The sequence below is a fragment of the Streptomyces sp. NPDC107528 genome (assembly GCF_055639295.1).
This window is the reverse complement of sequence record NZ_JBVKAV010000021.1, coordinates 32,636-56,039: the sequence shown is the minus strand read 5'-3', so window position 1 is coordinate 56,039 and position 23,404 is coordinate 32,636. Positions and strand designations below refer to the sequence as shown.

Annotated in this window: 15 protein-coding genes; 4 read left to right on the top strand and 11 right to left on the bottom strand. The window is 72.8% G+C overall.

Features of this window, described 5'->3' with window-relative positions:
- The first annotated feature begins 90 nt into the window (after nucleotides 1-90).
- Both ACZ7L5_RS43385 and ACZ7L5_RS43380 read left to right on the top strand, forming a co-directional pair.
- Nucleotides 91-729 carry a TetR/AcrR family transcriptional regulator gene (locus tag ACZ7L5_RS43385; RefSeq protein WP_365063394.1) on the top strand — a complete coding sequence of 213 codons (639 nt, stop codon included), beginning with the start codon at nucleotides 91-93 and terminating at the stop codon, nucleotides 727-729.
- An 80-nt stretch (nucleotides 730-809) separates the two neighbouring features.
- A complete protein-coding gene (locus ACZ7L5_RS43380) occupies nucleotides 810-1,454 on the top strand; it encodes a response regulator (protein WP_471524423.1) in 645 nt (214 codons plus the stop codon).
- A gap of 85 nt (nucleotides 1,455-1,539) precedes the next feature.
- On the opposite strand, the gene galE is transcribed toward ACZ7L5_RS43380, so the two are convergent.
- The gene (galE, locus tag ACZ7L5_RS43375; RefSeq protein WP_471524421.1) at nucleotides 1,540-2,520 is read right to left on the bottom strand and encodes a UDP-glucose 4-epimerase GalE; all 981 of its coding nucleotides are present in this window, start codon (nucleotides 2,518-2,520) and stop codon (nucleotides 1,540-1,542) included.
- Nucleotides 2,521-2,596: 76 nt separating this feature from the next.
- Nucleotides 2,597-4,294, bottom strand: a complete 1,698-nt coding sequence (locus ACZ7L5_RS43370) for a glycosyltransferase family 2 protein (protein ID WP_471524419.1) — start codon at nucleotides 4,292-4,294, stop codon at nucleotides 2,597-2,599.
- A gap of 138 nt (nucleotides 4,295-4,432) precedes the next feature.
- Between ACZ7L5_RS43370 and ACZ7L5_RS43365 the strand changes: the two genes are divergently transcribed.
- Entirely contained in the window at nucleotides 4,433-6,064 is a 1,632-nt protein-coding gene (locus ACZ7L5_RS43365; RefSeq protein WP_471524418.1) for a glycosyltransferase family 39 protein, read from the top strand.
- Here the strand turns inward: ACZ7L5_RS43365 and ACZ7L5_RS43360 are convergent.
- Nucleotides 6,018-6,512: a MarR family winged helix-turn-helix transcriptional regulator gene (locus tag ACZ7L5_RS43360; RefSeq protein ID WP_384185406.1), complete on the bottom strand. Its 495-nt coding sequence runs from the start codon at nucleotides 6,510-6,512 to the stop codon at nucleotides 6,018-6,020. The genes ACZ7L5_RS43365 and ACZ7L5_RS43360 overlap by 47 nt on opposite strands.
- Nucleotides 6,513-6,605: 93 nt before the next feature.
- Between ACZ7L5_RS43360 and ACZ7L5_RS43355 the strand changes: the two genes are divergently transcribed.
- Nucleotides 6,606-7,019: an organic hydroperoxide resistance protein gene (locus ACZ7L5_RS43355; RefSeq protein WP_328881267.1), complete on the top strand. Its 414-nt coding sequence runs from the start codon at nucleotides 6,606-6,608 to the stop codon at nucleotides 7,017-7,019.
- Nucleotides 7,020-7,038: 19 nt separating this feature from the next.
- Here the strand turns inward: ACZ7L5_RS43355 and ACZ7L5_RS43350 are convergent, their stop codons facing one another.
- The 8 genes from ACZ7L5_RS43350 to ACZ7L5_RS43315 form a co-directional block, all read right to left on the bottom strand.
- Entirely contained in the window at nucleotides 7,039-8,685 is a 1,647-nt protein-coding gene (locus ACZ7L5_RS43350; RefSeq protein WP_471524415.1) for a hypothetical protein, read from the bottom strand.
- A gap of 88 nt (nucleotides 8,686-8,773) precedes the next feature.
- Nucleotides 8,774-11,014, bottom strand: a complete 2,241-nt coding sequence (locus tag ACZ7L5_RS43345; RefSeq protein ID WP_471524413.1) for a bifunctional glycosyltransferase/CDP-glycerol:glycerophosphate glycerophosphotransferase — start codon at nucleotides 11,012-11,014, stop codon at nucleotides 8,774-8,776.
- A gap of 9 nt (nucleotides 11,015-11,023) precedes the next feature.
- Entirely contained in the window at nucleotides 11,024-13,225 is a 2,202-nt protein-coding gene (locus tag ACZ7L5_RS43340) for a CDP-glycerol glycerophosphotransferase family protein (RefSeq protein WP_471524411.1), read from the bottom strand.
- Nucleotides 13,226-13,402: 177 nt separating this feature from the next.
- Nucleotides 13,403-15,682, bottom strand: coding sequence for a bifunctional glycosyltransferase/CDP-glycerol:glycerophosphate glycerophosphotransferase (locus ACZ7L5_RS43335; protein ID WP_471524409.1), 2,280 nt, complete (start codon nucleotides 15,680-15,682; stop codon nucleotides 13,403-13,405).
- Between the two features lie 170 nt (nucleotides 15,683-15,852).
- The gene (locus ACZ7L5_RS43330; RefSeq protein WP_471524407.1) at nucleotides 15,853-16,767 is read right to left on the bottom strand and encodes a carbohydrate ABC transporter permease; all 915 of its coding nucleotides are present in this window, start codon (nucleotides 16,765-16,767) and stop codon (nucleotides 15,853-15,855) included.
- Nucleotides 16,764-18,110, bottom strand: coding sequence for a carbohydrate ABC transporter permease (locus tag ACZ7L5_RS43325; RefSeq protein WP_471524405.1), 1,347 nt, complete (start codon nucleotides 18,108-18,110; stop codon nucleotides 16,764-16,766). The genes ACZ7L5_RS43330 and ACZ7L5_RS43325 overlap by 4 nt, the downstream gene beginning before the upstream one ends.
- A gap of 4 nt (nucleotides 18,111-18,114) precedes the next feature.
- Nucleotides 18,115-19,497, bottom strand: coding sequence for an ABC transporter substrate-binding protein (locus ACZ7L5_RS43320; protein WP_362388611.1), 1,383 nt, complete (start codon nucleotides 19,495-19,497; stop codon nucleotides 18,115-18,117).
- 244 nt (nucleotides 19,498-19,741) lie between these two features.
- Nucleotides 19,742-23,236 (bottom strand): FHA domain-containing protein, encoded by a 3,495-nt coding sequence (locus tag ACZ7L5_RS43315; RefSeq protein WP_471524463.1) that lies wholly within the window; start codon nucleotides 23,234-23,236, stop codon nucleotides 19,742-19,744.
- Nucleotides 23,237-23,404 lie beyond the last annotated feature (168 nt).

Genomic DNA, 23,404 nt, shown 5'->3' with positions numbered 1-23,404 from the left:
GAACTCTTACGTCGGGACGGGACCGTTTCGTCGCAACGTGAGCGTAGGTCTTGTGGACGTCGGAACGCAACCGTTTCGTCGCAACGCCCTATGCTGTTCCGCATGACGACGAACGCCGACCAGCCCCAGACGAGTCCGCGCCGCCGGACCCCCGCCGGGGCGGCCGTGCTCCGCGAGGACGTGACGGAGGCCATCCGGGCGGCCGTCTTCGAGGAGCTGGCGTCGGTCGGCTACGCGCGGATGTCGATCGAGGGCATCGCGCGCCGCGCGGGCGTCGGCAAGACCGCGGTGTACCGGCGCTGGCGTTCCAAGCTGCACCTGGTGCTCGACGTGGTGTCGGCGGTGGCGGTCATGGGGCTGCCGACGCCGAACACGGGTTCCCTGGAAGGGGACCTGAGGATGCTGTACGAGGTGACCTCGCGAGCGTTGCGTCACCCCGTCGTGTCGCAGATCATTCCCGACCTCCAGGCCGAGGCGGCCCGCAACCCCGAGATCGCCGAGGCGCTGCAGAAGGCGCTGGAGCAGGGGCAGGAGGGGGTCGCCAGCAAGATCCTTGCCGGGGCGGAGCAGCGTGGCGAGGTGCGGGCGGGCATCGACAACGAGCTGGCGCTCGACCTGATCTCGGGCCCGTTGTACTGGCGGATGGTCGTGGCCCGCAGCCGGAAGCTGCCCAAGGGCTATCTGGACGCGCTGGCCCGGGCCACCACGGAGGCGCTCAAGGCGCTGTGAGTAGGCTGCGCGCGGCGACCGCCGGTTGAGCGAGGTGGTGTCACCGCGGGCGCGGTGACCGGAGTAGAGGCGGAACTGCCGTGAGAGTCGTGATCGCCGAGGACAACGCCCTGCTGCGTGAAGGCCTCGTCCTCCTCCTGACGTCGGCCGCACACGAGGTCGTGGCCGCCGCCACCACGGGCCCCGAGATCCTGCCCGCACTGCGGCAGCACCGCCCCGACGCCGCCGTGCTCGACGTGCGGATGCCCCCGGACTTCCGCGACGAGGGTCTGCGCGCCGCGCTCACCGCCCGCAAGGAGTTGCCCGGGCTGCCGCTCCTGGTGCTCTCCCAGTACGTCGAGGAGTCGTACGCCGCGGAACTGCTCGCCGGCGGCGCGAGCGGCCTCGGCTATCTGCTGAAGGACCGGGTCGGCCGGGTGGACGAGTTCCTCGACGCGCTGGAGCGGGTCGCGGCCGGCGGCACCGCCCTGGACCCCGAGGTCGTCACCGAGCTCCTGACCCGGCGCCGCGACTCCCCGCTCGACTCCCTCACCCCGCGCGAGCGCGAGGTCCTGGCCCTCATGGCGGAGGGCCACGACAACGCGACCATCGCCAAGAGCCTCGTCGTCACCGAACGCGCCGTCCACAAACACATCGGCAACGTCTTCCTCAAGCTGGGGTTGCCGCAGAGCGACAGCGGTCATCGCAGGGTGCTCGCGGTGCTGACGTATCTGAACAACTCGTAGGCAGCCGGTAGGCGGCTGGGCCCGCCGAAGCACCTCCCCCCCGAAGCACCTCCGCCCCCCCCGAAGCACCCCACGCGCCCCCGAACTACCTCCGCGCCGCCCCCGGATGCAGCCGGACCCACCCGTCCCAGGCCGACGCGATCATGTCCTGCACGTCGTGCTTGGACTTCCAGTCCAGTTCCGTCGCGATGCGGTCGGCGGAGGCGACGACGCGGGCCGGGTCGCCGGGGCGGCGCGGGGTGACGGTCGGGGGGCGGTCGTAGCCGGTGACGGCGTTGACCAGGTCGATCATCTCGCGGACCGAAACGCCCTCCCCGCGGCCGATGTTGAGGGTGAGGGAGTGGCCGGGGGACGACTGCAGGGCCCGCGCCGCGGCCACATGGGCCTCGGCCAGGTCGACGACGTGGATGTAGTCACGGATGCAGGTGCCGTCGGGGGTCGGGTAGTCGTCGCCGAAGATGCGCGGGGGCGCGTTCTCCGTGAGCTTCTCGAAGACCATGGGGATGAGGTTGAAGACGCCGGTGTCGGCGAGTTCGGGGGTGGCCGCGCCCGCCACGTTGAAGTAGCGCAGCGACGCCGTGGACAGGCCTGTCGCGCGGCCCGTGGCCCGGACCAGCCACTCGCCGGCCAGCTTGGTCTCGCCGTACGGCGACATCGGCGCGCACGGCGTCTCCTCGGTCACCAGGTCCACGTCCGGCATGCCGTACACGGCCGCCGAGGAGGAGAAGACGAAGGACCTTACGTTCGCCGCCGTCACGCCCTCCAGCAGGATGCGCAGGCCCTCGACGTTCTCCCGGTAGTAATGCAGCGGCAGGTCGACGGACTCTCCCACCTGCTTCTTCGCCGCCAGGTGGACGACACCGGTGATGCGGTGGGCCGCGATGGCGCGGGCGACGCGCTCGCCGTCCAGGGTCGAGCCGACCACCAGCGGGACGCCGTCGGGCACGCGGTCGGCGATGCCGGTGGACAGGTCGTCGTACACCACGGCGCGTTCGCCCGCCTCGGTCATCGCCCGTACGACGTGCGCTCCGATGTAACCGGCGCCGCCGGTGATCAGCCAGGTCATGTGCGGCCGTTCCCCTCGTCAGTGGGCCCTTTGGTTATCCGTGGTCTGCGGTACGGGTCTGCGCTACTGGTCTGCCTCAAGTGTGCGTCTGCCAGTGAAGCAGGCGGCGGAGTCTGCCGCGGACCACGGACAGAACTCCTCGTGAACCGGGGGCCACGCGCAGTGCCAGCGCTCCGGAATGTGTGACGTACGGCTGTACGAGTACTACGGCGTGACCCGCTCCGACCACCGCGCGTCGGCGCAGCGGACCGGCGCTCGTGAGGGCGTGCGCCGTGACCTCGCGGTACGCGCCGCCCCGAAAACGCACGCGGAGGCGGAGGTCCCAGGTGCGGGACACGCTGGACGGCCCGTACGGCCCGGACGTCCTGGGTACTCCCAAGAACGCGGTCCAGTGGACCGTGGTCTCGGCCGACCAGACGCCGTCGGGCGAGGGCGAGGGCGAGGGCGACGGCGTGAGCGTCACCCTGGTACGCGGTCCCGCCGCCCGCCCCGTCTCCCGGCACCGCCACTCCAGCTCCAGCGCCTCGGGTCCCGCCTGCGCCACCCTGCCGTACAGCTCGTGCAGGCGCAGCCGGAGGAGGGCGGTACGCGCGCGTGGGTGCAGTTCCGCGTCGACGGCGAGGGGGAGGAGGCGGACAGGGCGGGTGAGCAGCGCGTCCAGGGTGGGTTCGGGGAGGTCGGCCGACCAGACGGGGGTGCCGTCGGGGGCGTGCGCGTAAGGCGGCAGGAGGCGGGCGGGGCGGGCGGCCAGGTCCCTGAGGCGGGGCAGGTCGCGGGGCTCGGGGGAGGCGAGGACGACGCGGCCGATGAGGCGGCCGGGCGCGGTGGGGTTGTGGGCCCAGTCGGACGCGTCGTACTCCGCGAGGTACGCCCGCGTGTGCGCCCACCACGCGTGCTGGTAGTGGGTGTCGTGCAACCCCAACTCGCGCGCGTATATCCGCACCTCGTGGTCCAGGAACTTGCCGCGTGCCGCGCGCGCCAGCTCCTTCTGCCCGGCGCCCAGCAGGATGTCGTACGCCAGCCGGCTCGCCTCCGTGCGGGCCCGCCAGTTGGCGACGTCGGCGCGGTCCAGGGAGATGGACAGCCGGTCGGCCGAGCGGCGTACGTGCCAGACGTACACCCGGTCGGGGACGAGCGCGATGCGCGGTCCGGCGGCGAGCACGCGTGCGGTGAAGACGAAGTCCTCGTAGGGGAAGCGGCCTTCGGGGAAGCGGATGCCGTGCTCGCGCAGGAACTCCGTGCGGTACAGCTTGTTGACGCAGAGCGTGTCGTGGACCAGACGCGGGCGCTGGGCAGGCCGCTCGAACACGGCGTGCGCGGCGTAGAGGGGCGCCTGCCATGGCACCTCGCGCCGCCCGGGCAGCTCGCGCCGCACACAGAGCCCGCCCGCCACCTCCGCACCCGCCCCCGTCGCCGCCGCGAGCAGCGCGTCCACGGCCCCCGGCGGAAGGACGTCGTCGCTGTCCAGGAACATCACATAAGGCGAGGTCACCCGGTCGAGGCCGGTGTTGCGCGGGCTGCCGCAGCCGCCGCTGTTGACCCGGCGCCGGACCACCTTCACGCGTGGTTCGGTCGCGGCGAGACGGGTGAGCACCTCGATGCTGCGGTCCGTCGAGCAGTCGTCGACGGCGACGACCTCATGGACGGCTGGGCCCTGCGCCAGCGCCGAGCGGACGGCGGTCGCCACGTGTGCGGCGTCGTTGTAGCCGATGACGATCACGCCGACCTGCGAGGCGCGCGCGGTGCGGGCGGTGGGAGCGGCGTGCGGGTGCATCAGGGGCACGGTCCGGAATCGCGGGATGGGTTCATTACCGCGGGATCGTATGCCGGGTGAGTGGCATATTCATGGCGATACACGGTGATACGCCGTCAATAACCAGTAAGCATCAGTTAATAGTACAAACTCGTTCCCGTGGTGATCGGGGAACGGGAGCCGAGTAAGAGCGATCGCGAGGGCGGTGCGGCCGCGATCGTCGCCGTGTGTGTCCCCGCGGTCGTCATGCTCGGGCTCGGGCTGTGGGGCCTCGACCGCGACGGCATGTGGCGGGACGAGGGAGTGACCTTCCAGGTCGCGCGGCGGTCGGTGCCGGAGATCCTGCGGCTGGTGCAGGGCGTGGACGCCGTGCACGCCCTGTACTACCTGCTCATGCACGCCGTCCTCGCCGTACATCCCGGCGAGATCGCCCTCCGGCTGCCGTCGGTGCTCGCGGCGGCCGCGGCGGCAGGGCTGATCGCGGCGCTGGGGGTGCGGCTGGCGCGACCGAGGGTGGGGTTGTGGGCCGGGCTGCTGTACGCGGTGACGCCGCTGGTCGGGCACTACGCGCAGGAGGGCCGGTCGTACGCGCTGGTGACCGCGGGGGCGGCCGGCGCCACGCTGCTGCTGGTGCGGAGGGGGTGGTGGGCCTACGGAGTGGTCCTCACGGTCACCTGCCTGCTGCACGAGCTGGCCGCGCCGGTCGTGTGCGCGCATGCGGTGACGTTGGGGTTGGGACGGGCGCCGGGACGGGTGTGGGCCGCGTGGGGATGTGCCGTGGCGGCTGCAGGGGCCGCCCTGCTGCCGTTGCTGCTGGTGTCTCGGGCGCAGGCCGGGCAGGTGGGGTGGCTGCCGGTGCCGGGGTGGGGGAGCGCGGAACGGCTGCTGCGGGAGTTCGCCGCCGGGCCCACGGGCGTGGTCTTCGGGGTGTGCGTCCTGCTGATGGTGGCCGGGCTGGGGGCGGGCCGGGTCGCCGCGGTCGCGTTGCCGTTGCTGGTGGTGCCGCCCGGGCTCCTCATCGCCGTGTCCCAGGTCCGGCCCATGTACGACGACCGGTACGTGCTGTACGCCCTCGCGGGGGCGCCGCTGCTCGTGGCCGCGGGGGCGGAGCGGCTGACCGGCCTCGTGCGCCGCGCGCGGCCGTACGGCGACCGCCCCGCCCTCCTCGCTCACCCGCACCGGGGTGGTCCTGCCCGCACCGCCGGCCGATCCCCGCGCCTCCCCCTGACCCCCCTGGCCGGCACCCTCGCCATCGCCCTGGTCTTCCTCCACCACCTCCCCCTTCACCGCCAGGACCGCTCCCCGGCCCACCGCCCCGACAACCTCGCCGTCACCTCCGCCTACGCCGCCCGGCATCTGCGCCCCGGCGACCCGGTGCTGTTCGTGCCGTCGATCGGGCGGCGGGCCGTGCTGGCGTATCCGAAGGGGTTCCGGTGGGCGTGGGACATCGCGCTGCGGCAGTCCGGGCCGCGGTCGGGGACGCTCTACGGCCGTGAGGTCGGGGCCGGCGAACTGCGGCGCAGGCTTGCCTCGGTCGACCGGGTCTGGGTCGTCGCCGAGCCGTACGCGCTGACCTCCCCCTGGTATCCCAGCAACCCCACCGAGCGCGTCAAGCTCGCCGTCGTGGGCGAGGAGTTCCGGCCGCAGTCCGCGGGACTGCCCGACGGCCCGCTACGGCTGTACGTCCGCCGCCCGCCCGCCGAACGCACGGCGCACCTGGCCTCGGAACGCACCCCGCAGTCCGCTAACCGCCCGCGCCCTCCACCGCCGCCGAGTCCAGCGCCGAGGTGAGCTGGTCCAGCCGTGCCCGCAGCTCGCGGATCTCGTCGACGTCGAAGCCCGTCGCCGCGGCGATCCGGCGGGGCACCTGCAAGGCCTGTTCGCGGAGTGCGGCGCCCTCCTCGGTCAGCCGTACCTCCACCGAGCGCTCGTCGCGGGCGCTGCGCTCCCGGCGTACCAGGCCGGCCGCCTCCAGCCGCTTGAGCAGCGGCGACAGGGTGCCGGAGTCGAGGCGCAGGTGTTCGCCCAGCTTCTTCACGGGCAGGTCGCCCTGCTCCCACAGCACCAGCATCACCAGGTACTGCGGGTAGGTGAGCCCCAGGTCCTTCAGGACCACGCGGTAGACGCCGCCGAAGGCGCGCGACGCGGCGTTGAGGGAGAAGCAGATCTGCTGGTCGAGGCGGAGCCAGTCCGCCGTGGGCGTGCTCGTCATGACTCCAGGGTAGCTCGTGCTCGTCATTTAGTTGTGTGCAATTGAATTGTGTGCTCTACTTGTCGTCGTCGGCGGCCGCCAACGGAGCCGCCGGAACGTGACTTGAGAGGGATGGTTTCCATGGACGCGCTCTACACCGCTGTCGCCACCGCCACCCACGGCCGCGAGGGTCGCGCCGTCTCCAACGACGGCAAGATCGACCTGCAGCTGGCCGCGCCGGTGGAGCTGGGCGGCAACGGCCAGGGCACGAACCCGGAGCAGCTCTTCGCCGCCGGTTACGCCGCTTGCTTCGGCAGCGCCCTCGGCCTCGTCGGCCGCCAGGCGAAGGTCGACGTCTCCGACGCCGCCGTCACCGCCGAGGTCGGCATCGGCAAGCAGGGCGAGGGCTTCGGCCTGAAGGTGACGCTGCGCGTGGAGCTCCCCGACACCCTCGACGAGGCGACCGGCCGCAAGCTGGTCGACCAGGCCCACCAGGTCTGCCCCTACTCCAACGCCACCCGCGGCAACATCGAGGTAGACCTCGTCATCGAGTAACCCCACGCAGGAGCGGCGGTCACCCGATCCGCGCCAGCACCTCCCCCGTCTCCCGGCTCCACGCCACCACCACCGCCTCCTCCGGCACCCGCTTCCACCGCGTCAGCAGCAGCCAGCGCGCGTGGTAGCGCCGGGCGACGGTCGTGCGCTCGGCGCGGGTCGAGGCGGGGGAGAGGTAGGCGCGGACATCGGCGAGCCGGCGTTCCCGTTCCCGCTCGTCCAGGGCGGGGTCGGGCCAGATCGGCGCGGCCAGGTTCGGTCCGTGTCCGGGGATGGAGCGAGGGGCGTAGTGCCCGTCGCTGATCACCACCTCGCCCTTCCCGACCTGCCGTGCCACCCAGGCGTACGACGGCCACAGTGAGGGCTGTTCGAGCCCGATCGGATCCAGTGCCCGCGGCACCACCGCCCCGCCCTGCACGGTCAGGAACCCGACGCAGGCCCCGGCGACCGCCGCCCCGCCCAGCACCCGGCGGGCCCCGCGCCAGGGCCGGGGCGCCGCCAGCTCCACGGCCAGGGCGAACTGCGGCGGCACCAGGGTCAGCCCGAGGATCCTGCCGTAGGTGTAGTGGCCGCTGACCCAGCCGTACGCCACGAGCAGGCAGTCGAGGGCGAAGAGCAGCACCAGCGGATCCCGCCACGAGCCGCGCCGCCACCGCAGCCACAGCGCCGGCAGCCCCAGCAGCGCCAGCCAGAACTGCCCGCCGAGCTGCTCGTAGAGCCGCTCGTGCATCCAGTCCACGCTGTCGTCCCCGGCCAGCGCGAACACGTCGAAGTACGGCCAGGACCAGGCGAGCAGTGCCGCCGTGCCCGTCATCACCCCCCATCGCACGGCCAAGGCGCCCCGCTGCCCGCGAAGCAGGCCCCGCTGCCACCCCGCCACGAACGCCACCGCGCCCAGCGCCGCGGCCACCGCGGTGATCGGATGGATCAGCAGGATCAGCCCGTACAGCACTCCGATCCCCGCGTACCCGGCGAGCCCCGGCAGCCCGCTCGGTCCGACGTACCGGACGAGCCCCTGCTGCCGGTCCTCCCCCTGCTCCGGCCCCCGCCCCTGGCCCCGCGCCCGCGCCCCCGTCAACGCCCAGGCCCAGAAGGTGAGGCCGATGGCGAAGGCCGAGGGATAGCCGAGATTTCCCGTCATCGACATCAGGTTCAGATAGCCGCTCCACCAGGCCCGCTCGGTCCCCCACAGGAGCGTCATCGCCCCCAGCGCGAGCACCGGCGCCCATGGCCTCGGCGTCAGCACCCGCACCAGGCGGCCGATGCCGGTCAGCAGCACGAGCAGGTTCAGCGCACCGGCCAGCCGCACCACCTCCCAGCCGCCCAGCCCCGTCAGCCGGGCGAACACGCCCTGCGCGACCGCGTACGGCGAGTAGTACGGGCTGCCCGCGCCCGGCAGGTCCGCCATCGGGTGGCGCGGGTGGAGCAGGTCCGCCTTCAGGCGTTCGACGACCGCCGCGTGCTGACCCGCGTCGCAGCACAGCGGCACGGCCCAGTACGCCAGCAGCATCACCAGGTAGAACAGGAAGCCGTAGACCTGATACGGCGTCGGACGCCAACTGCGGCCGCCGCGCAGGGCACTCGCGCCACGCACGGTCCTCCGGACGAGGACACCGACAGCGGCGCCCGCGGCTCTGGCCGTAGAGGTGGTGCTGGTTTGAGGCATTTGCCGTATGTTCCCGGCAAGGTCAACACCTCTACCTCACGTCACCTCATCGAGTGAGCCCCATCCGGGGAACCCGTCGTGGAACGCTTCAGCGGGCGTCCATGAGCGACGACCTCGCCGCCGCCGGCGCAGGCACCCGCTCGACCCCGCCCTGACGCTCCGGCATCCGCTCACCCAGCATCACCGTCCGTACGACCCGCTCCGCGGCCAGCCCGTCGTCGAACTCGCAGAACCGCTCCCGGAACCCCGCCCGCAAGCGCGCCGACTCCCCGTCCTGCCACGTCCCGGAAGCGAACAGCCACGCCAACTCCCGGTACGAGCGCGACACATGGCCCGGCGCGTCGGCCGTGATGTCGAAGTAGGCGCCCCGGCTCGCCGCATACGCCCCCCAGTCGTCGGCGTGGACCACGATCGGCCGGTCCAGGTTGGCGTAGTCGAACATCAGGGCGGAGTAGTCGGTGACCAGCACGTCGGCCGCGAGCAGGACGTCCTCGACATGCGGTTCGTCGGTCGCGTCGATCACCACGCCCCGCCGGTGCAGATCGGCCAGGCCCATCCCACGGGCCGTGCCCTTCGCGAGCGACGGATGGAGCCGTACGACGAGGGTGTGGCCGGTGCCGAGATCCCGGGCGAACCTGGCCAGGTCGATCCGGTCCACGTGGCCGCCCCGGCGGTACTCACGCCGTGTCGGCGCGTACAGCACGACGGTGTTGCCCGCGGGGACGCCGAGCCGCGCCCGCACGGCCTCGCCTGTCTCGGGGTCCGCGTCGACCAGCACGTCGTTGCGCGGGCTGCCCGTCCTGAGCGACGAGAAATGGCACGGATACGCCCGCTCCCACGCCAGTTCCGAGTGCCGGTTGGCCACCAGGCTGTAGTCCCAGCGGTCGGCCCGCCACAGCATCTTCGGCACGTCGAAGCCGTGCCGGGCGCCGGGCTTGGTCAGCAGGTCGGCCGCCATGTGCTTGAGCGGGGTGCCCTGATGGGTGTGGACGTGGACGCTGCCGGGGCGCTTGGCCAGGGTGCCGGGCCAGTTGACGTTGTTCACCCAGTACGTGGCCCGCGCCATCACCTCGTGGTAGCGCCGCGAGCCGGGCGTCACGAAGTCGATGCCGGGCGGCAGCGCGTCCACCGCGTCCTCCTGGACCACCCACACGCCCCTGATGTGCGGGGCGACCTCGCGGGCCTTGGCGTGGATCGCCGCCGGATCACCCAGCACCCCGCGATGGGAGAACGCCGAGTAGACGGCCAGCCGCGGATCGAGCGGGAGCTTCGACTGGGCCGCGTACCAGGCACGTTGGGCCCGGTTCGACGCCGCGCGCGTCACCAGCCGCTTGCCGCTGCCGGCCGCCCTGCGCACATCATGCAGACCGCGTGCCACGGCGAACGACGCGTAGGAAGCCGTCGCCACCAGCCGCATCTCCTTGCCGCGCCGGCCGTCGGGCGGCGTGAAGCCCGCCGGGAGGTGCCGGGCATGGAAGGAGCGGATCTCGCGGTAGAAGTCCGGCCGGTCCGCGGGCCGCACCCGGTCCTCGCGCGCGAGGACGAACAGCATGTGATCCAGGGCCCGTTCGAACAGCAGTGGGCGCGCCCACGCCAGGTCCGTGCGCTCGGCGAGGAACGCGAACAGGCCCTCGTACTGAGGGAAGATGTCGAAGTGCCGCCGCCCCGGCGTCTTCGTGATCGCTCCCTGCCGCCGCTGCCGGTACTCGACCCCGATCCGCTCCAGGCAGGCGATGCGGTCGGCCAGCACCATCGAGCGGTAGGTGGCGGGCGCGTCCTCGTACAGGCCCGGCGCGTAGCGCAGCTCGTGCTTCAGGAAGAACTCCCGCCGGTACGCCTTGTTCCAGGCGACCAGGAACAGGTGCAGGTACTCCGGGTTCTCGCGGACGTTGAAGGTGCCCGCGCCGGCCGCGGCCAGCAGGTCGGCCGCCGTACTGCGGCCGCCGCGGCCCCACCAGTGGGTGCGCACATGGTCGAAGACCAGGATGTCCGGCTCGTCGGCCGCCTCCAGGCGCGCGGCGACGGCCGCCAGCAGGCCCGGCGTGTACTGGTCGTCGCTGTCGAGGAAGAGGACGTAGTCGCCGCTCGCCTGCTCCAGACCGGCGTTGCGGGCCCGGCCGAGGCCGACGTTCTCCGGCAGGTGCAGCACGCGCACGCGTGCGTCACGGTCGGCGTAGGCATCCAGGATGGCCGGGCAGCCGTCGGGGGAGCGGTCGTCGACGGCGATCACCTCGAAGTCGGTGTACGACTGCCCGAGCACCGAGTCCAGGCACTCCCGCAGGAAGCCCTGCACCTTGAAGACGGGGACGATGATGCTGAAGCGGGGCACGTCGGTACCTCAGTTCCTTACGAGGGTCGTCGCGGCGGGGGCGGGGATGCGCTCGGCGAGCGGGACCACCGGCGGGATCGCCTCGGGCGGCTCGCCCAGCAGCACCCGGCGTACGACGCGCTCGGCGGCGCGTCCGTCGTCGAACTGGCAGAACCGCTCCCGGAAAGCGGCGCGCAGGGCCGTGGCCTCGTCGTCCGCCCACGAGCCGTCGCGCAGGACGGCCGCCAGCTCGCCCGGTGTCCGCGTCACCCGGCCCGGCGGTGCCTCCATCAGGTCGAAGTAGACGCCCCGCAGCTCCCGGTAGACGTCCCAGTCGTCGGCGTACACGACGATCGGCCGGTCCAGGTTGGCGTAGTCGAACATGATCGACGAGTAGTCGGTGATCAGCGCGTCGGCGGCCAGACACACGTCCTCGGAGGAGCGGTGCGCGGTGACGTCGATGATCCGGCCGGTGCCGCGCCCGGCGCCGCGGTCGTAGAAGTAGTGGGCGCGCAGCAGCACGACGTACTCGTCGCCGATCTCCTCGCACAGCGCCTCCAGGTCGAGGCTCGACTCGAAGCCGGTGGCGTGGTCGCGGTGCGTGGGCGCGTAGAGCAGGGCCTTCTTGCCCTCGGGGATGCCGAGTTCGCGGCGGACGCGGGCCACGTCGGCGGCGGTCGCCGTGTAGTAGGCGTCGTTGCGCGGATAGCCGTACTCAAGGGTCTCGTGCGCGGCGGGGTAGGCGCTCTCCCACATCTGGGTCGAGTGCCGGTTGGAGGTGAGGTTGTAGTCCCAGCGGTCGACGCGGGCCAGCAGCTTGGCGAAGCTGCCGGTCGCCGCGGCCACCACGGGATACGTCGCCTGGTCGGCGCCCATCTTCTTCAGCGGGGTGCCGTGCTGGGTCGACAGGTGCACGCTGCCCTTGCGCTTGATGACGGCGTCCGCGAAGTTGGCGTTGTTGATCAGGTACTTGGCCCGGGCGAGCACGTCCCAGTACCTGCGGCTGCCGATGACCGCGTACTCCACGTCCTTCGGCACGGTGTGCGCCTGCTCGGCCTCGACCAGGAACACCGAGCGCAGATGCGGGGCGAGCTCCCGCGCCTTGGCATGGATGGCGGCCGGGTTGCAGACGTAGCCGCGGCCCCAGTACGCGCAGTACACGGCGAGATTCCGGTCCAGCCGGCGGCGCAGCTGCCACCGGTATCGCAGCCGGGTGCGCAGCCCGCGCGGCCGCGGCACCGCGGAAGCCGCCCGTGTCGCCGCCCGGTTGGCGCCGCGCAGCGCCCGGAAGGCCGCGTACGCCCCCCTCGCCAGCAGCCGGTGCTGCACACCGAGACTCCCGCCCGGCACCCGGAACCCGGCGGGCCGGTACCGCCGGTAGAGCCCGCTCGCCCGCCGGAAGAAGGCCCGGCGCCGGCGCGGCAGCCGTCGCGGATGGGCGGCCGTCTTCAGTACGGCGGCGAAGAGCTGCTCGAACAACGGCCCGAGCCGGCTCTCCGGCAGCCCTTGCTCGCCGGCCCGCGCCAGCACCAGCTCGGCCTGGTCGAGCAGCTCGAAGTGGTGCTCCCCGGGCAGGTTCGGCCGGCTGCCCTGCCGCCGCACCAGATGCCGTAGGACGACCTGGCGCAGCACCGCCATGCGCTCGGCACCCAGCACGACCAGGCCACCGAAGCCCACGTCGGTGAAGTGGCCGTCGGGGAAGGGGAGTTGCCGTGCCGCGAGGAAGGCCCGCCGGTAGGCCGCACTCCACGCCGGGAGCTGGACGCCCGTCAGCATCGGAGCCTGCTCGGGGGCGAACACCCCGCCCGGCGTCCGCGCGAGCACCGGCGCGGCCGGGTTGGTCGGCTCGCCCACCCACCACGGGGTCCGCTCGTGCTCGAAGTACAGGACGTCCACGTCACCGGTCTCGCTCAGCCGGGCGTCCAGCGCCGCCAGCGCGCCCGGCACCAGCTCGTCGTCGCCGTCCAGGAACAGCAGCCAGTCGCCGATCGCCGCCCGCAACCCGGCATTGCGCGCCCCCGCCAGACCGGCCGTCGGCGGCGAGTTCACCGGCGCCACCCGGCAGTCCCGCTCGGCGTAACCGGCGGCGACGTCCGCCGCCGGGGAGTCGGGGGCGTCGCAGACCGGGATCAGCTCGAAGTCGCCGAAGGACTGGGTCAGGACCGAGTCCAGCGCCTGGGACAGCCGGCCCGCGACCCCATGGGACGGAACGATGATGCTGAAGCGGGGCATACTGCTCTTTCTGTCGATTTTCCGGCGGCCGGGTTCCTCAGCAGGGCGGGGCCGGCCTCAGCCGGCGCGGGTACGGCCGGGCCGCCCTGCCGGACGCCAGGTGGGCGGCCGGGTCGGCGTGGGCCGTGACGGGCTGGAGGGCATGGAACTCCTCTTCCGTTTCCGTGAGAACGGCGTTCAGAGGCTCTCGGTGACGGTCCGGCGCCCCGTCGGTTGCGGCACGGTCGTGAGCGGGGAGCGCGTGAGCGACGCGGCCGGCGACGGCACGGGGTGGCGCTCAGCGAGCGGTACGACGGGCGGATGGCAGGTCTCGCCGAGCACCACATGGCGTACGACCCGCTCGGCGGCGCGTCCGTCGTCGTGGGGGCAGAAACGCTCGCGGAACGCCGACCTCAGCTGCGCGGAACGCGAGCCCCGCCAGTGCCCGGAGGCGAAGATGTCGATCAGCTCGTCCTCGTCGTGCGCCACCGCGCCCGGCGGAAAGGAGCGCAGGTCGAAGTAGGTGCCACGGGCCGCCTCGTACGCCTCCCAGTCGTCGGTGTGGACCACGATCGGCCGGTCCAGGTTGGCGTAGTCGAACATGATCGACGAGTAGTCCGTGACCAGGGCGTCCGAGGCCAGGCACAGCTCCTCGGCACTCGGATGGCCGGTGACGTCGATGACGCGGCCGGCGGTGGGTGTCAGGGGGCCGCCGTGCCGCGGGTCGGCGCGGGCCAGGACGATGAAGCGGGGGCCCAGGCGGCGCAGGAGCCGGTGCAGGTCGAGAGGGGTGCGCTGGGTGCGGCGGTAGTCGCGGTGGGCGGGGGCGTAGAGGATCACGACCGTGCCGTCGGGGATGCCGAGCCGCTCGCGGATCCGGGCCACGTCCGCGGAAGTCGCCTGCTGGAAGACGTCGTTGCGGGGGCTGCCGTATTCGAGGGTCGTGTAGCCGCCCGGGTGTACGCGCTCCCAGGTCAGGGTGGAGTGGCGGTTGGCGGACAGGACGTAGTCCCACGTGTCGACGTCGTCGAGGAGCTCGTCCACGTCCATGTCGCCTGCTGCCGCGGGTCGTTCGCTCAGGTCCAGGCCCATGTGACCGAACGGGGTGCCCTGTTGGGTCTGCACGAGGACCTGGCCGGGGCGCTTGACCAGGCGGCGGTCGAAGCCGTCGTTGTGGACGAGGTACTTGGAGCGGGCGAGGGCCGTCCAGTAGGCGGCCGTGTCGGGGCGCAGGCGGCGCGGGCCGGACGGGGCGGTGTCGTGCCGCTCGGGGTCGGCGTCCGTGTCCGCGTCGGCGATCCAGGCGGTGCGGATGTGCGGGGCGTGCGTGCGGAAGGCCTGCTCCAGGGCGCCCGGGCTGTCGCCGGGGCCATGGACGCCCTTGGCTGCGAAGGCGGCGCGGTCGGCACGCAGGGGGAGGCGGCGCTGGACGCGGTAGTGCAGGCGCAGGGCGCCGCCGCGCAGGCCCTTCAGCAGGCGGTCGGTGAGCTTGCCGGCGCGGCGCAGCAGGGCCGACGCCAGTTGCAGGGCACGCCACGTGCGGTGCAGGCCGAGACGGACCAGGCCGTGCCGCAGGCGGTTGCGCGGGGGGACGGGGGCGCCGGGGGAGCGGTAACGGCGGTAGTGGGTGCGGGCCTTGCGCAGGAACGCGGCCCGGCTGCGACGCGGGAGGCGGTCGCGGCGGGCGAACACCACGACCAGGTGGTCGACCATCCTGCGGAACAAAAGCGGTCGCCAGCGCGCCAGTTCTGGGTTCTGGTCGACGTAGGCGAAGACACGGTCGTACTGCTCGAAGATGTCGAAGTGCCGCGGGCTGACCGTGCCGAGGATCGCGCCCCGGCGGCGCTGCCGGTAGTGCACGCACACCCGGTCCAGGGTCGCGATCGACTCCGCCGTCATCAGGACCGGGTACGTCCAGGGCGTGTCCTCGTAGTAGCCGGCCGGGAAGGCGAAGCCCTCCTCCTCGACGAACTCCCGCCGGTACGCCTTGTTCCAGGCGACCATCAGCAGCCGCAGCAGCCCCGGCCGGTCCGCCAGCCGGAACGGCGCCGGGCCGTCCTCGGCGAGCTGGGCGGCGGCCTGGTTGCGGATCGTCTCGCCCGTCCAGAACGTGCGCGCGTAGTCGTAGACCAGCACGTCCGGCTCGGCGGTCTCCTTCAGCCGGTCCGCGATCGTGTGCAGGGCGTCGGGGGTGAGCGTGTCGTCGCCGTCGAGGAAGACCAGGTAGTCGCCGGTGGCCTCGGCCATACCGGCGTTGCGGGCGGGTCCCAGGCCCTGGTTCCGCGCGAGGTGCACGGGGAGTACGCGCGGATCGCGGGCCGCGAACTCGTCGATGATCGCGCCGCACGCGTCCGGCGAGCAGTCGTCGACGGCGATCAGTTCGAGATCGGGATACGACTGCGAGAGCACCGATTCCAGGCACTCGTGCAGGTACGCCTGAACCTTGAACGCGGGGACAATGACACTGAACCTGGGCAAGGGACATCCACTGGGTCGGCCGGGGCGGTGGGCGGCGACAGCGCCTTGCCCGGCAACGGCCAATGGAGTGACTTGGTTACGCCGCGGTACGGCATACGGGGGATCATGAATGAACGTGCGGGGGCGGACCGATGGCGGTCCGCCCCCCCGCAAGCGTGTTGCGCTTGCGCCTACTTGACCGCGCCCGCCATCACGCCGGACACGAACTGCCGCTGGAACGCGAAGAACACGACCAGTGGGATCACCATGGAGATGAACGCGCCGGGTGCCAGGACGTCGATGTTGTTGCCGAACTGCCGTACCTGCGTCTGCAGGGCGACCGTGATCGGCTGGCTCCCGGAGTCCGTGAAGATCAGCGCGACCAGCATGTCGTTCCACACCCACAGGAACTGGAAGATTCCGAGCGCGGCGATCGCCGGACCGCCGAGCGGCATCACGACACGGAAGAACAGGCGCAGTTCACCGGCGCCGTCCAGCCGGGCCGCCTCCAGCAGCTCCCTCGGGATCTCGGCGAAGAAGTTCCGCAGCAGGAACACCGCGAACGGCAGCCCGAAGCCGACGTGGAAGAGGATCACGCCGGTCAGGGAGCCGAAGATGCCGATTTTGCCGAACAGTTCGGCGATCGGGATCAGCGCCACCTGCACCGGCACGACCAGCAGGCCGACCACGCCCAGGAACCACCAGTCGCGGCCCGGGAACTCCATCCACGCGAACGCGTATCCCGCGAGCGAGCCGATCACGACGACCAGGACCGTCGCCGGGACCGTGATCAGCACGGTGTTGAGGATCGAGTCGGTGATGTCGCTGTTGCTCAGGAGCTTGTCGTAGCTGTCGAAGGTGAGTTGGGAGGGCTGGCTGAAGACCTCCCACCAGCCGCTCGCGGTCATCTCCTCCGGCGGGCGCAGCGACGACAGCAGCAACCCGATCGTCGGGACCAGCCAGAACAGGCCCACGAGGATCAGGAACACCCGCACAACCCCGCCGCTGACGAACGAGGCGAGCCGGCCGCCGAGGGACTGCTCGGCCTTCACGGTTTCGGGCGGCGGCGGTACCGCCTTGCTGAGCCCGCCGACATCGGTACTCATCGCCTGCCCTCCCGCCTGAGCCTACGGATGTTGAACCACATCACGGGAATGACCAGGAGCAGCAGGAACACCGCGATCGCGCTCGCGATGCCCGGCTGGTCCTCGGAGAAGCCCTTGCGGTACAGCTCCAGCGCCAGGACGTTCGCGTCGTCCTGGGAGGAGCCCGGGGCGATGATGAAGACCAGGTCGAAGATCTTCAGGACGTTGATCATCAGGGTGACGGTGACGACCGCGAGGACGGGCGCCAGCAGCGGCACCGTGACGCGGCGGAACACCTGCCACTCGTTGGCGCCGTCGACGCGGGCCGCCTCCAGCAGATCGCGGGGGATGCCCGCGAGCCCGGCCGCGATCAGCACCATCGCGAAACCGGCCCACATCCAGATGTACGACCCGATGATGGCCGGTGTGACGAGGGACGGTCCGAGCCAGTCCAGGCCGTTGTACGGCTCCTTGAAGTTGTCCGGCGGGAGCCGCAGCTGGGCCCCCTCGGCGGCGGCCGGCAGCTTGAACGTGCCGTCGTCGGCGGCCTTCGTGCTGGCCACGACCTTGCCGTCCTTGACGGCCTCGATCTTCATCCCGGGATACCCCAGCTCGGCCGCGTCGACCTCGCCGAGGGTGCCGACGCCCTTGCCGCGCGTGAAGTCCTGCCAGGTGGTGCCGGTGATCCCGGCCGGATCGGCCTTCGCCTGTACGGCCGCCTCGGAGTCGTCCGGCATCTGGTCGGGGGCGACGCCCACCAGGGGCAGGCTGACCGGGGTGCCCGCGCTGACGGTGTCCTTGGTGATGAAACCGCCGCCCGGTGCCGCTTCGAGCGGCGACTCCCGCCCCGGGTGCGCCTTCGGGAACGCCGACGCCTGCGCGAACGTGTCGTGGACGCCCACCCATACCGCGTTCGCGACGCCCTTGTCCGGGTCCTGGTCGTACACGAGCCGGAAGATGATGCCCGCCGCCAGCATCGAGATCGCCATCGGCATGAAGACGACCAGCTTGAACGCCGTGCCCCAGCGCACCCGCTCGGTCAGCACCGCGAAGATCAGACCGAGCGCGGTGGCGACCGTCGGGGCGAACACCACCCAGATCACGTTGTTCTTGAGGGCCGTACGGATGCCCTCGTCCGTGAACAGCGCCTCGTAGTTGTCGAATCCGGCGAAGCCGCCGCCGGACTGGTCGTAGAAACTGCGGACGAGGGAGTACCCGATCGGGTAGACCACGAGCGCGCCGAGCAGCACCAGAGCGGGCAGCAGGAAGAGCACCACCACGGACCTGCGCGTGCCGGTCACACTCTTGCGCGACTTGGGTGCGGCAGGGGGCGCAGTGCCCCCCGCCGCTTCCGTCGACGCCATGGCGTCAGTTTCCGAAGGCCGCGGCCGCGTCGGCTTCCAGCTTCTGCTGTGTGCCCGCGACGTCCGACGGGTTCTTCAGGAAGTCCTGGAGCGCCTTCCACTCGCCCTTGCCGGGCGTGCCGCCGAAGGCCTGCGGGGCCTGGTCGGACATGTCGAAGCGGAAGTCGTCACCCGAGTCGATCAGGGCCTTGGCGATCTTCTGCTGCACCTCGTTCGGATACGCCGAGTTGGGGACGTTCTTGTTCGGCGAGAGGTAACCGCCCAGCTTCGCCTGGATGGTCGCCGCGTCCGGGGAGGCCAGGAAGGTGGCCAGGGCCTGCGCGGCCTCGGAGTCCTGCAGGATGACGGCCGCGTCGCCGCCGGAGACGACGGGTGCGGTGTCACCCACGGTCGGGAACGGGAACACCTTCGCGTCCGTGCCGACCTTCGCCTTGGCCTGCGTGATGTTGACCTGCGCGAAGTCGCCTTCGTAGACCATGGCGGCCTTCGGCTGGTCGCCGCCGGTGAAGACCTGCGTGACGGAGGCCGGGAAGTCCGTCTGCAGCGCACCGTCCGCGCCGCCCGCCACATAGTCCTTCTTGCCCCACACCTGGGCGAGCGTGGTGAGCGCGTCCTTCACGGACGGGTCGGTCCACTTGATCTCGTGCCTGGCCAGCTGGTCGTACTTCTCCGGGCCCGCCTGCGAGAGGTAGACGTTCTCGAACCAGTCGGTGAGGGTCCAGCCCTCCGCGCCGCCGACCGAGAACGGTGTCACGCCGGAGTCGTAGACGGTCTGCGCGGTGGTGAGCAGCTCGTCCCACGTCTTGGGCTCGGTGGCGCCCGCGTTCTCGAAGACCTGGGCGTTGTACCAGATCAGGGACTTGTTGGCGGCCTTGTAGTAGACGCCGTACTGCTTGCTGTCGACCTTGCCGATGTCCTGCCAGCCCTGCGAGTAGTTCTCCTGGAGCTCCTTGATCGCCTCGGCGCCCAGCGGCTTGGCCCACTTCTTGTCGACGGCCTGCTTGATGGCGCCGGGCTGCGGAAGCATCGCGATGTCCGGCGGCTGGCCGCCCGCGACCTTCGAGCCGAGGAAGTTGATGATCGGGTCCTGGGCCGGCACGAAGGTGACCTTCGCGCCGGTGCGCTTCTCGAACTCCGCGAGGACCTTCTTGAAGTTCTCCTGCTCGGCACCGGTCCACACGGCGGCGACCTCGAGGGACTCGCCGTTCAGTTTGGGAAGGGTGACGGTGTCGGCGGTCTCCTGGCCGGATCCGCCCTGTTCGTTGCCGCTGTCGTTGTCGTCGCCTCCGCATGCGGTGAGCGAGAGTGCGAGGGCGCCCGCGCATACGGCCGCCGCGGCCCTGACGGCCCTGGTTGTCCGGTTCCTGCTGCTCGTGCTGGTGCGCATCACTGCCCCGTTCTTCGTGCCTCGTCGAACGTTCGAGCGCTGTCCCGTGCGATCTGGTCTACGCCTTGGGTTTGGGGGCGGCAAGACCGCGTCCGCTGTCAAGCGGGAGATCGTGACCGGCTCGTGACCAGGGGCCCTGCGCTGGGGTGAACGTCCCTGGGGGCTGCCACCCCCAGACCCCCGCTATCGGCCTGAACGGCCTCGTCCTCAATCCCCGGACGGGCTGAAATGTGGCGGACCGGCGTCACAGGAGCGAGGGCACCCCGGTCGCCGCGACCTCTCGCGCCGCCCTCTCCACCGCGCTGGCCAGCAGCGCCAGGTCCGTAGGCCCGTTCCCCAGCTCGCGGACCGGGCGCCTGGCCGGCGGATCGCCCATGCGGTGCCACTCCAGCGGCACGACGGTGGGCCGCAGCGTCGCCGTCCGCGGGATACGTCCCGTGACCCGCCCGCCCTGGAACGGCACCGCTCTGCCGTCCGCCCAGGTCAGCCGGCCCCGCCCCGGCGCTGGTTCGTCCGGGCCCGCCGTCACCGCGTCCAGCGTCACCCGCAGCGTCGCCAGTCGCGCCGGCTCCGACTCCGCCGTACGGCCACCGATGGCCGCCGCGGCCACCAGATGCACGCCGAGCCGCTCGCCCTCGCGGGCCACCGCCTCCAGCGCGCGTATCACCGAGCCCGCCGCCGGCCGGCCCGGCGATCCCAGTGCGGGCGAGACCAGCGCGTCCAGGTCGTCCACGACCACCACGAGCCGGGGCAGCGGCGGCACGGCCTCGGCCTGCCGACGGGCCGCCCCCGGCCGCAGCCGGATCGTGGAACTGGACGGCGCGTCCAGATCCCCCGTCAGCTCGGCGGCACCGGAACCGGCCCCCGCCGCGCGCTGTGCCACCATCCGGCCCGACAGCTCACGCCCGGTGTGCCACTCGGCGAAGTCGGACCGCCCGAGGAGCTCCGCGCGCCGCTTCAGCTCGGCGCTGAGCGACTGGGCGAACTCCCGCATGCGGACGGGGTCATTGGCGGTCAGGTGGGTGGTCACATGCGGTATGTCCGTGCACGCCCGCAGCCCCTCGGCCTGCCCGCCGCCCCCGCCGACGCTGTCCCGGCCGTCGATCAGCACGACGCCCAGCCGGTCCGGCCGCTCGGCCGCGGCGAGCGACGCGACGACGGCCCGCAGCAACTCCGTACGCCCGCTGCCGGGCGGGCCCTCGATCAGCAGGTGCGGTCCGTCGGCGCCGAGGTCCGCGCCGACCGGCCCGCGCGGCCCGGCGCCGAGCACGGCACACGCCCGCCCGCCGAGGGCCTGAGGGTCGTCGGCCGCGTCGGCCCACCGCGCCATCAGCGACGCCGGGGTGGCGCGGGCCAGCCCCAACTCGTCGAGCAGCCGCGCCGCCTGAGGCAACGGCACGGACACGCGTGCGTGCCCCTCCCCGACGGTCCCTTCCGTCCGCAACGGCGCCAGGGCCCGTGCGAACCGCTCCGCCCAGGCGAGGGAGACGGCGTCCACCGCGGCGACGGTGCCGTGCCCGATGGGGCCGTGGGGGGTGGCTGCTGGGGCCGTGGGGCCGGCGGCGCCGGGCCCTGCCTGGCTGTCGCCGCCCGTGTCGTGTCCGCCCGGGGCGCTGTCGACGGTGCCGTGAGCCGCGGCGGTCTCGCGTCCGACGGCGCCCTGTTCGGGCGACCCGCCCCGCGCCACCCGCATCAGCCGCAGCGCTGTCGCCACGTCTCCGCTGAGCAGCCCGACCGCCCCGCACTCCCGGAAAACCGGCGCCACCTTGCACGCCACTTCGTAGGTCTCCGTCACCGGCGACGCGGGCGACGCCGAAGCCGTCTCGGCGAGGCACACCACGTGGATCCCGGCCCGCGGCCCCTCCAGCGCCAGCCGCGCCACCGCCTCGCGCACATCGGCGCCCCCGGGATCGCCGTCCACGACGACCACGGTGTACGGCCCGGGGAACCCGTCCGCCCCCGCGCCGGGCACGTCGTCCTGTGCCCACGAGGGCCGCCGAGCGGCACGCTGCGCCGGCACCTGCCCGTCCGGCACGGCTGCGGCGCCCGCACCGCGCGGTTGCGCCGTCAGGTCCTCCAGCCGGCGCAGCAACTCCTCGGTGCGGACCGTCGCCTGTTCGCGGTCGTAGGCCAGCAGCAGTCGGCAGTCCTGGCCGTGCCCGGGGCGGACATGCGGGAGCCAGCCCAGCCATGCCCACTCGGCGGTGCGCTCCTCCAGCGTGCGGGAGCGGTCCGCGCTGAGCAGGACCACCTCCAGGGCGTCGGGCGAGTGCAGCGCGGCGAGTTGGGCGACCACCGCGCGGGCCAGTCCGGCGAGCCGCTCGCGCGGACCGGCCAGGCCCAGCGCGCCGACCTCCCGCAGATCGGCGGTCACCGGCACGGCGGGCAGCAGCCCCGAGCCGTCGGGCGCCGCACGGTCGGCCGTGCCGAGCCGCACCGTGAGGGCCTCCGGGTGACCCGGTGAGCGCTCCCACAGCCGGGGCCCGGGCCCGAGCGCGGTCAGCAGCAGGGACGCCGGGTCCGGCCAGGCCTCCGGCAGCCGGGAGCGGTTCGTGGTCGAGGGGAGGCCGGTCGCCTCGCCCGGCTCGTCGACGTCGTACGCGTCGCGCCGGACCGCGTCCTGCTCGCCGCGCCCGCCGGCCAGCCGCCGCGCCCATGCCGTGAGACCGCCGCGCCTGCGCACGCCCGGCGGGACGTCGGTGCCCCGCAGCGGGGTGCCCTTGCGGGTACTGCCGGCCGCTGTGCCGTCGGTGAGCCCGGTCCCGGCCGTGGGGGATGCACCGGGGAGCAAGTCCCGGGCGTCCTCCTCGCCTTGACGTCCGTCGAGCGTGCCCACGCCGAAGCCCGCGCCGTGCGTGTCGCCTCCGCCCGGTCCCGGGAGCGGCGGCTGCGCCCCGCCGTGCCGCTCGATGCGCGGCGCCCCGCCCTGAACGGGCACGACCGGCGGCTCGACGGGGCCGTGCCCCTGAGCGGTCGGCCGTCCTCCGGAGAGGGCGTCCGTGTCGCTTCCGTCCGCCACGCGTGCGTGAGGCACTGCCGTGTCACCCCGCGCGGGTGCCGCCGGGCCGTCGACCTCGCGGTCGCCCCCGGCGGGCACGCGGGTGTGCCCCTCCCCGTCCGGCTCGGTCCGCACCCGTGCCCCCGGGCCGCCCGCCGGAGCCAGCCGCAGGGCCGATTCGCCGATCCGCAGCAGCGCGCCCGGTACGAAACGCACCGGGCGGCTGGTCAGCCTGGTGCCGTCCAGCGTCGTGCCGTTGGTGGAGCCGAGGTCGGCGACCGAGACGCGGCCGTCGGCGGCGACCGTGACCGCGCAGTGCAGCCGGGAGACGTCCGGGTCGTCGAGCGGTACGTCGGCCTCGGCGGAGCGGCCGATGCGGATCTCGCCGCCGTGCAGCAGGTGCACCCCGCCCGCGTCGGGGCCCGCCACGACATGGAGCTGGGTCGGGGCGTCGTCCAGCTCGGGGTGGGGCTCGGGCGCCGCCGGGGCGCCGAGGGAGAGCACGGCGCCGTCTATCAGAGGGGGCTCGCCGAGTGTGCTGCGCCGGTCGTCGAGGCGCTCCGCGCCCGCGTACAGCACCACCGGGCCGTCGCCCCCGGACACCGCCGAGGCGAGTGCCGAGGCCACCGCGGCCAGGGCCGTGCCCGCTGGTGCCGTCACCAGCACGTCGCAGCTCGCGGCGCGGCCACGCGCCGGGGCGGGCGGGGCCAGTGGGTCTACGACGGTCAGCCGGATCTGCATCGGCGTCAGCGGTCCCTTCTGCGCGGACGCGGACCAGGGCCCTCCAAGACGGCCCTCCCCACCCCACACGAGCACATCGGCCAGTACTGCACGCATCCTCGCACCTGCCACTGACAACGCGCCCCCCGCCCGAAGACAAGTGATCTTGATTGGTCGGCTCTGCCCGCA

Bases quoted from the DNA above. Each gene is read 5' to 3' on its own strand.
- ACZ7L5_RS43385 (WP_365063394.1), top strand. From the start codon at position 91: ATGCTGTTCCGCATGACGACGAACGCCGACCAGCCCCAGACGAGTCCG.
- galE (WP_471524421.1), bottom strand. From the start codon at position 2,520: ATGACCTGGCTGATCACCGGCGGCGCCGGTTACATCGGAGCGCACGTC.
- ACZ7L5_RS43370 (WP_471524419.1), bottom strand. From the start codon at position 4,294: ATGCACCCGCACGCCGCTCCCACCGCCCGCACCGCGCGCGCCTCGCAG.
- ACZ7L5_RS43360 (WP_384185406.1), bottom strand. From the start codon at position 6,512: ATGACGAGCACGAGCTACCCTGGAGTCATGACGAGCACGCCCACGGCG.
- ACZ7L5_RS43355 (WP_328881267.1), top strand. From the start codon at position 6,606: ATGGACGCGCTCTACACCGCTGTCGCCACCGCCACCCACGGCCGCGAG.
- ACZ7L5_RS43350 (WP_471524415.1), bottom strand. From the start codon at position 8,685: ATGCCTCAAACCAGCACCACCTCTACGGCCAGAGCCGCGGGCGCCGCT.
- ACZ7L5_RS43340 (WP_471524411.1), bottom strand. From the start codon at position 13,225: ATGCCCCGCTTCAGCATCATCGTTCCGTCCCATGGGGTCGCGGGCCGG.
- ACZ7L5_RS43330 (WP_471524407.1), bottom strand. From the start codon at position 16,767: ATGAGTACCGATGTCGGCGGGCTCAGCAAGGCGGTACCGCCGCCGCCC.
- ACZ7L5_RS43325 (WP_471524405.1), bottom strand. From the start codon at position 18,110: ATGGCGTCGACGGAAGCGGCGGGGGGCACTGCGCCCCCTGCCGCACCC.
- ACZ7L5_RS43320 (WP_362388611.1), bottom strand. From the start codon at position 19,497: ATGCGCACCAGCACGAGCAGCAGGAACCGGACAACCAGGGCCGTCAGG.
- ACZ7L5_RS43315 (WP_471524463.1), bottom strand. From the start codon at position 23,236: ATGCAGATCCGGCTGACCGTCGTAGACCCACTGGCCCCGCCCGCCCCG.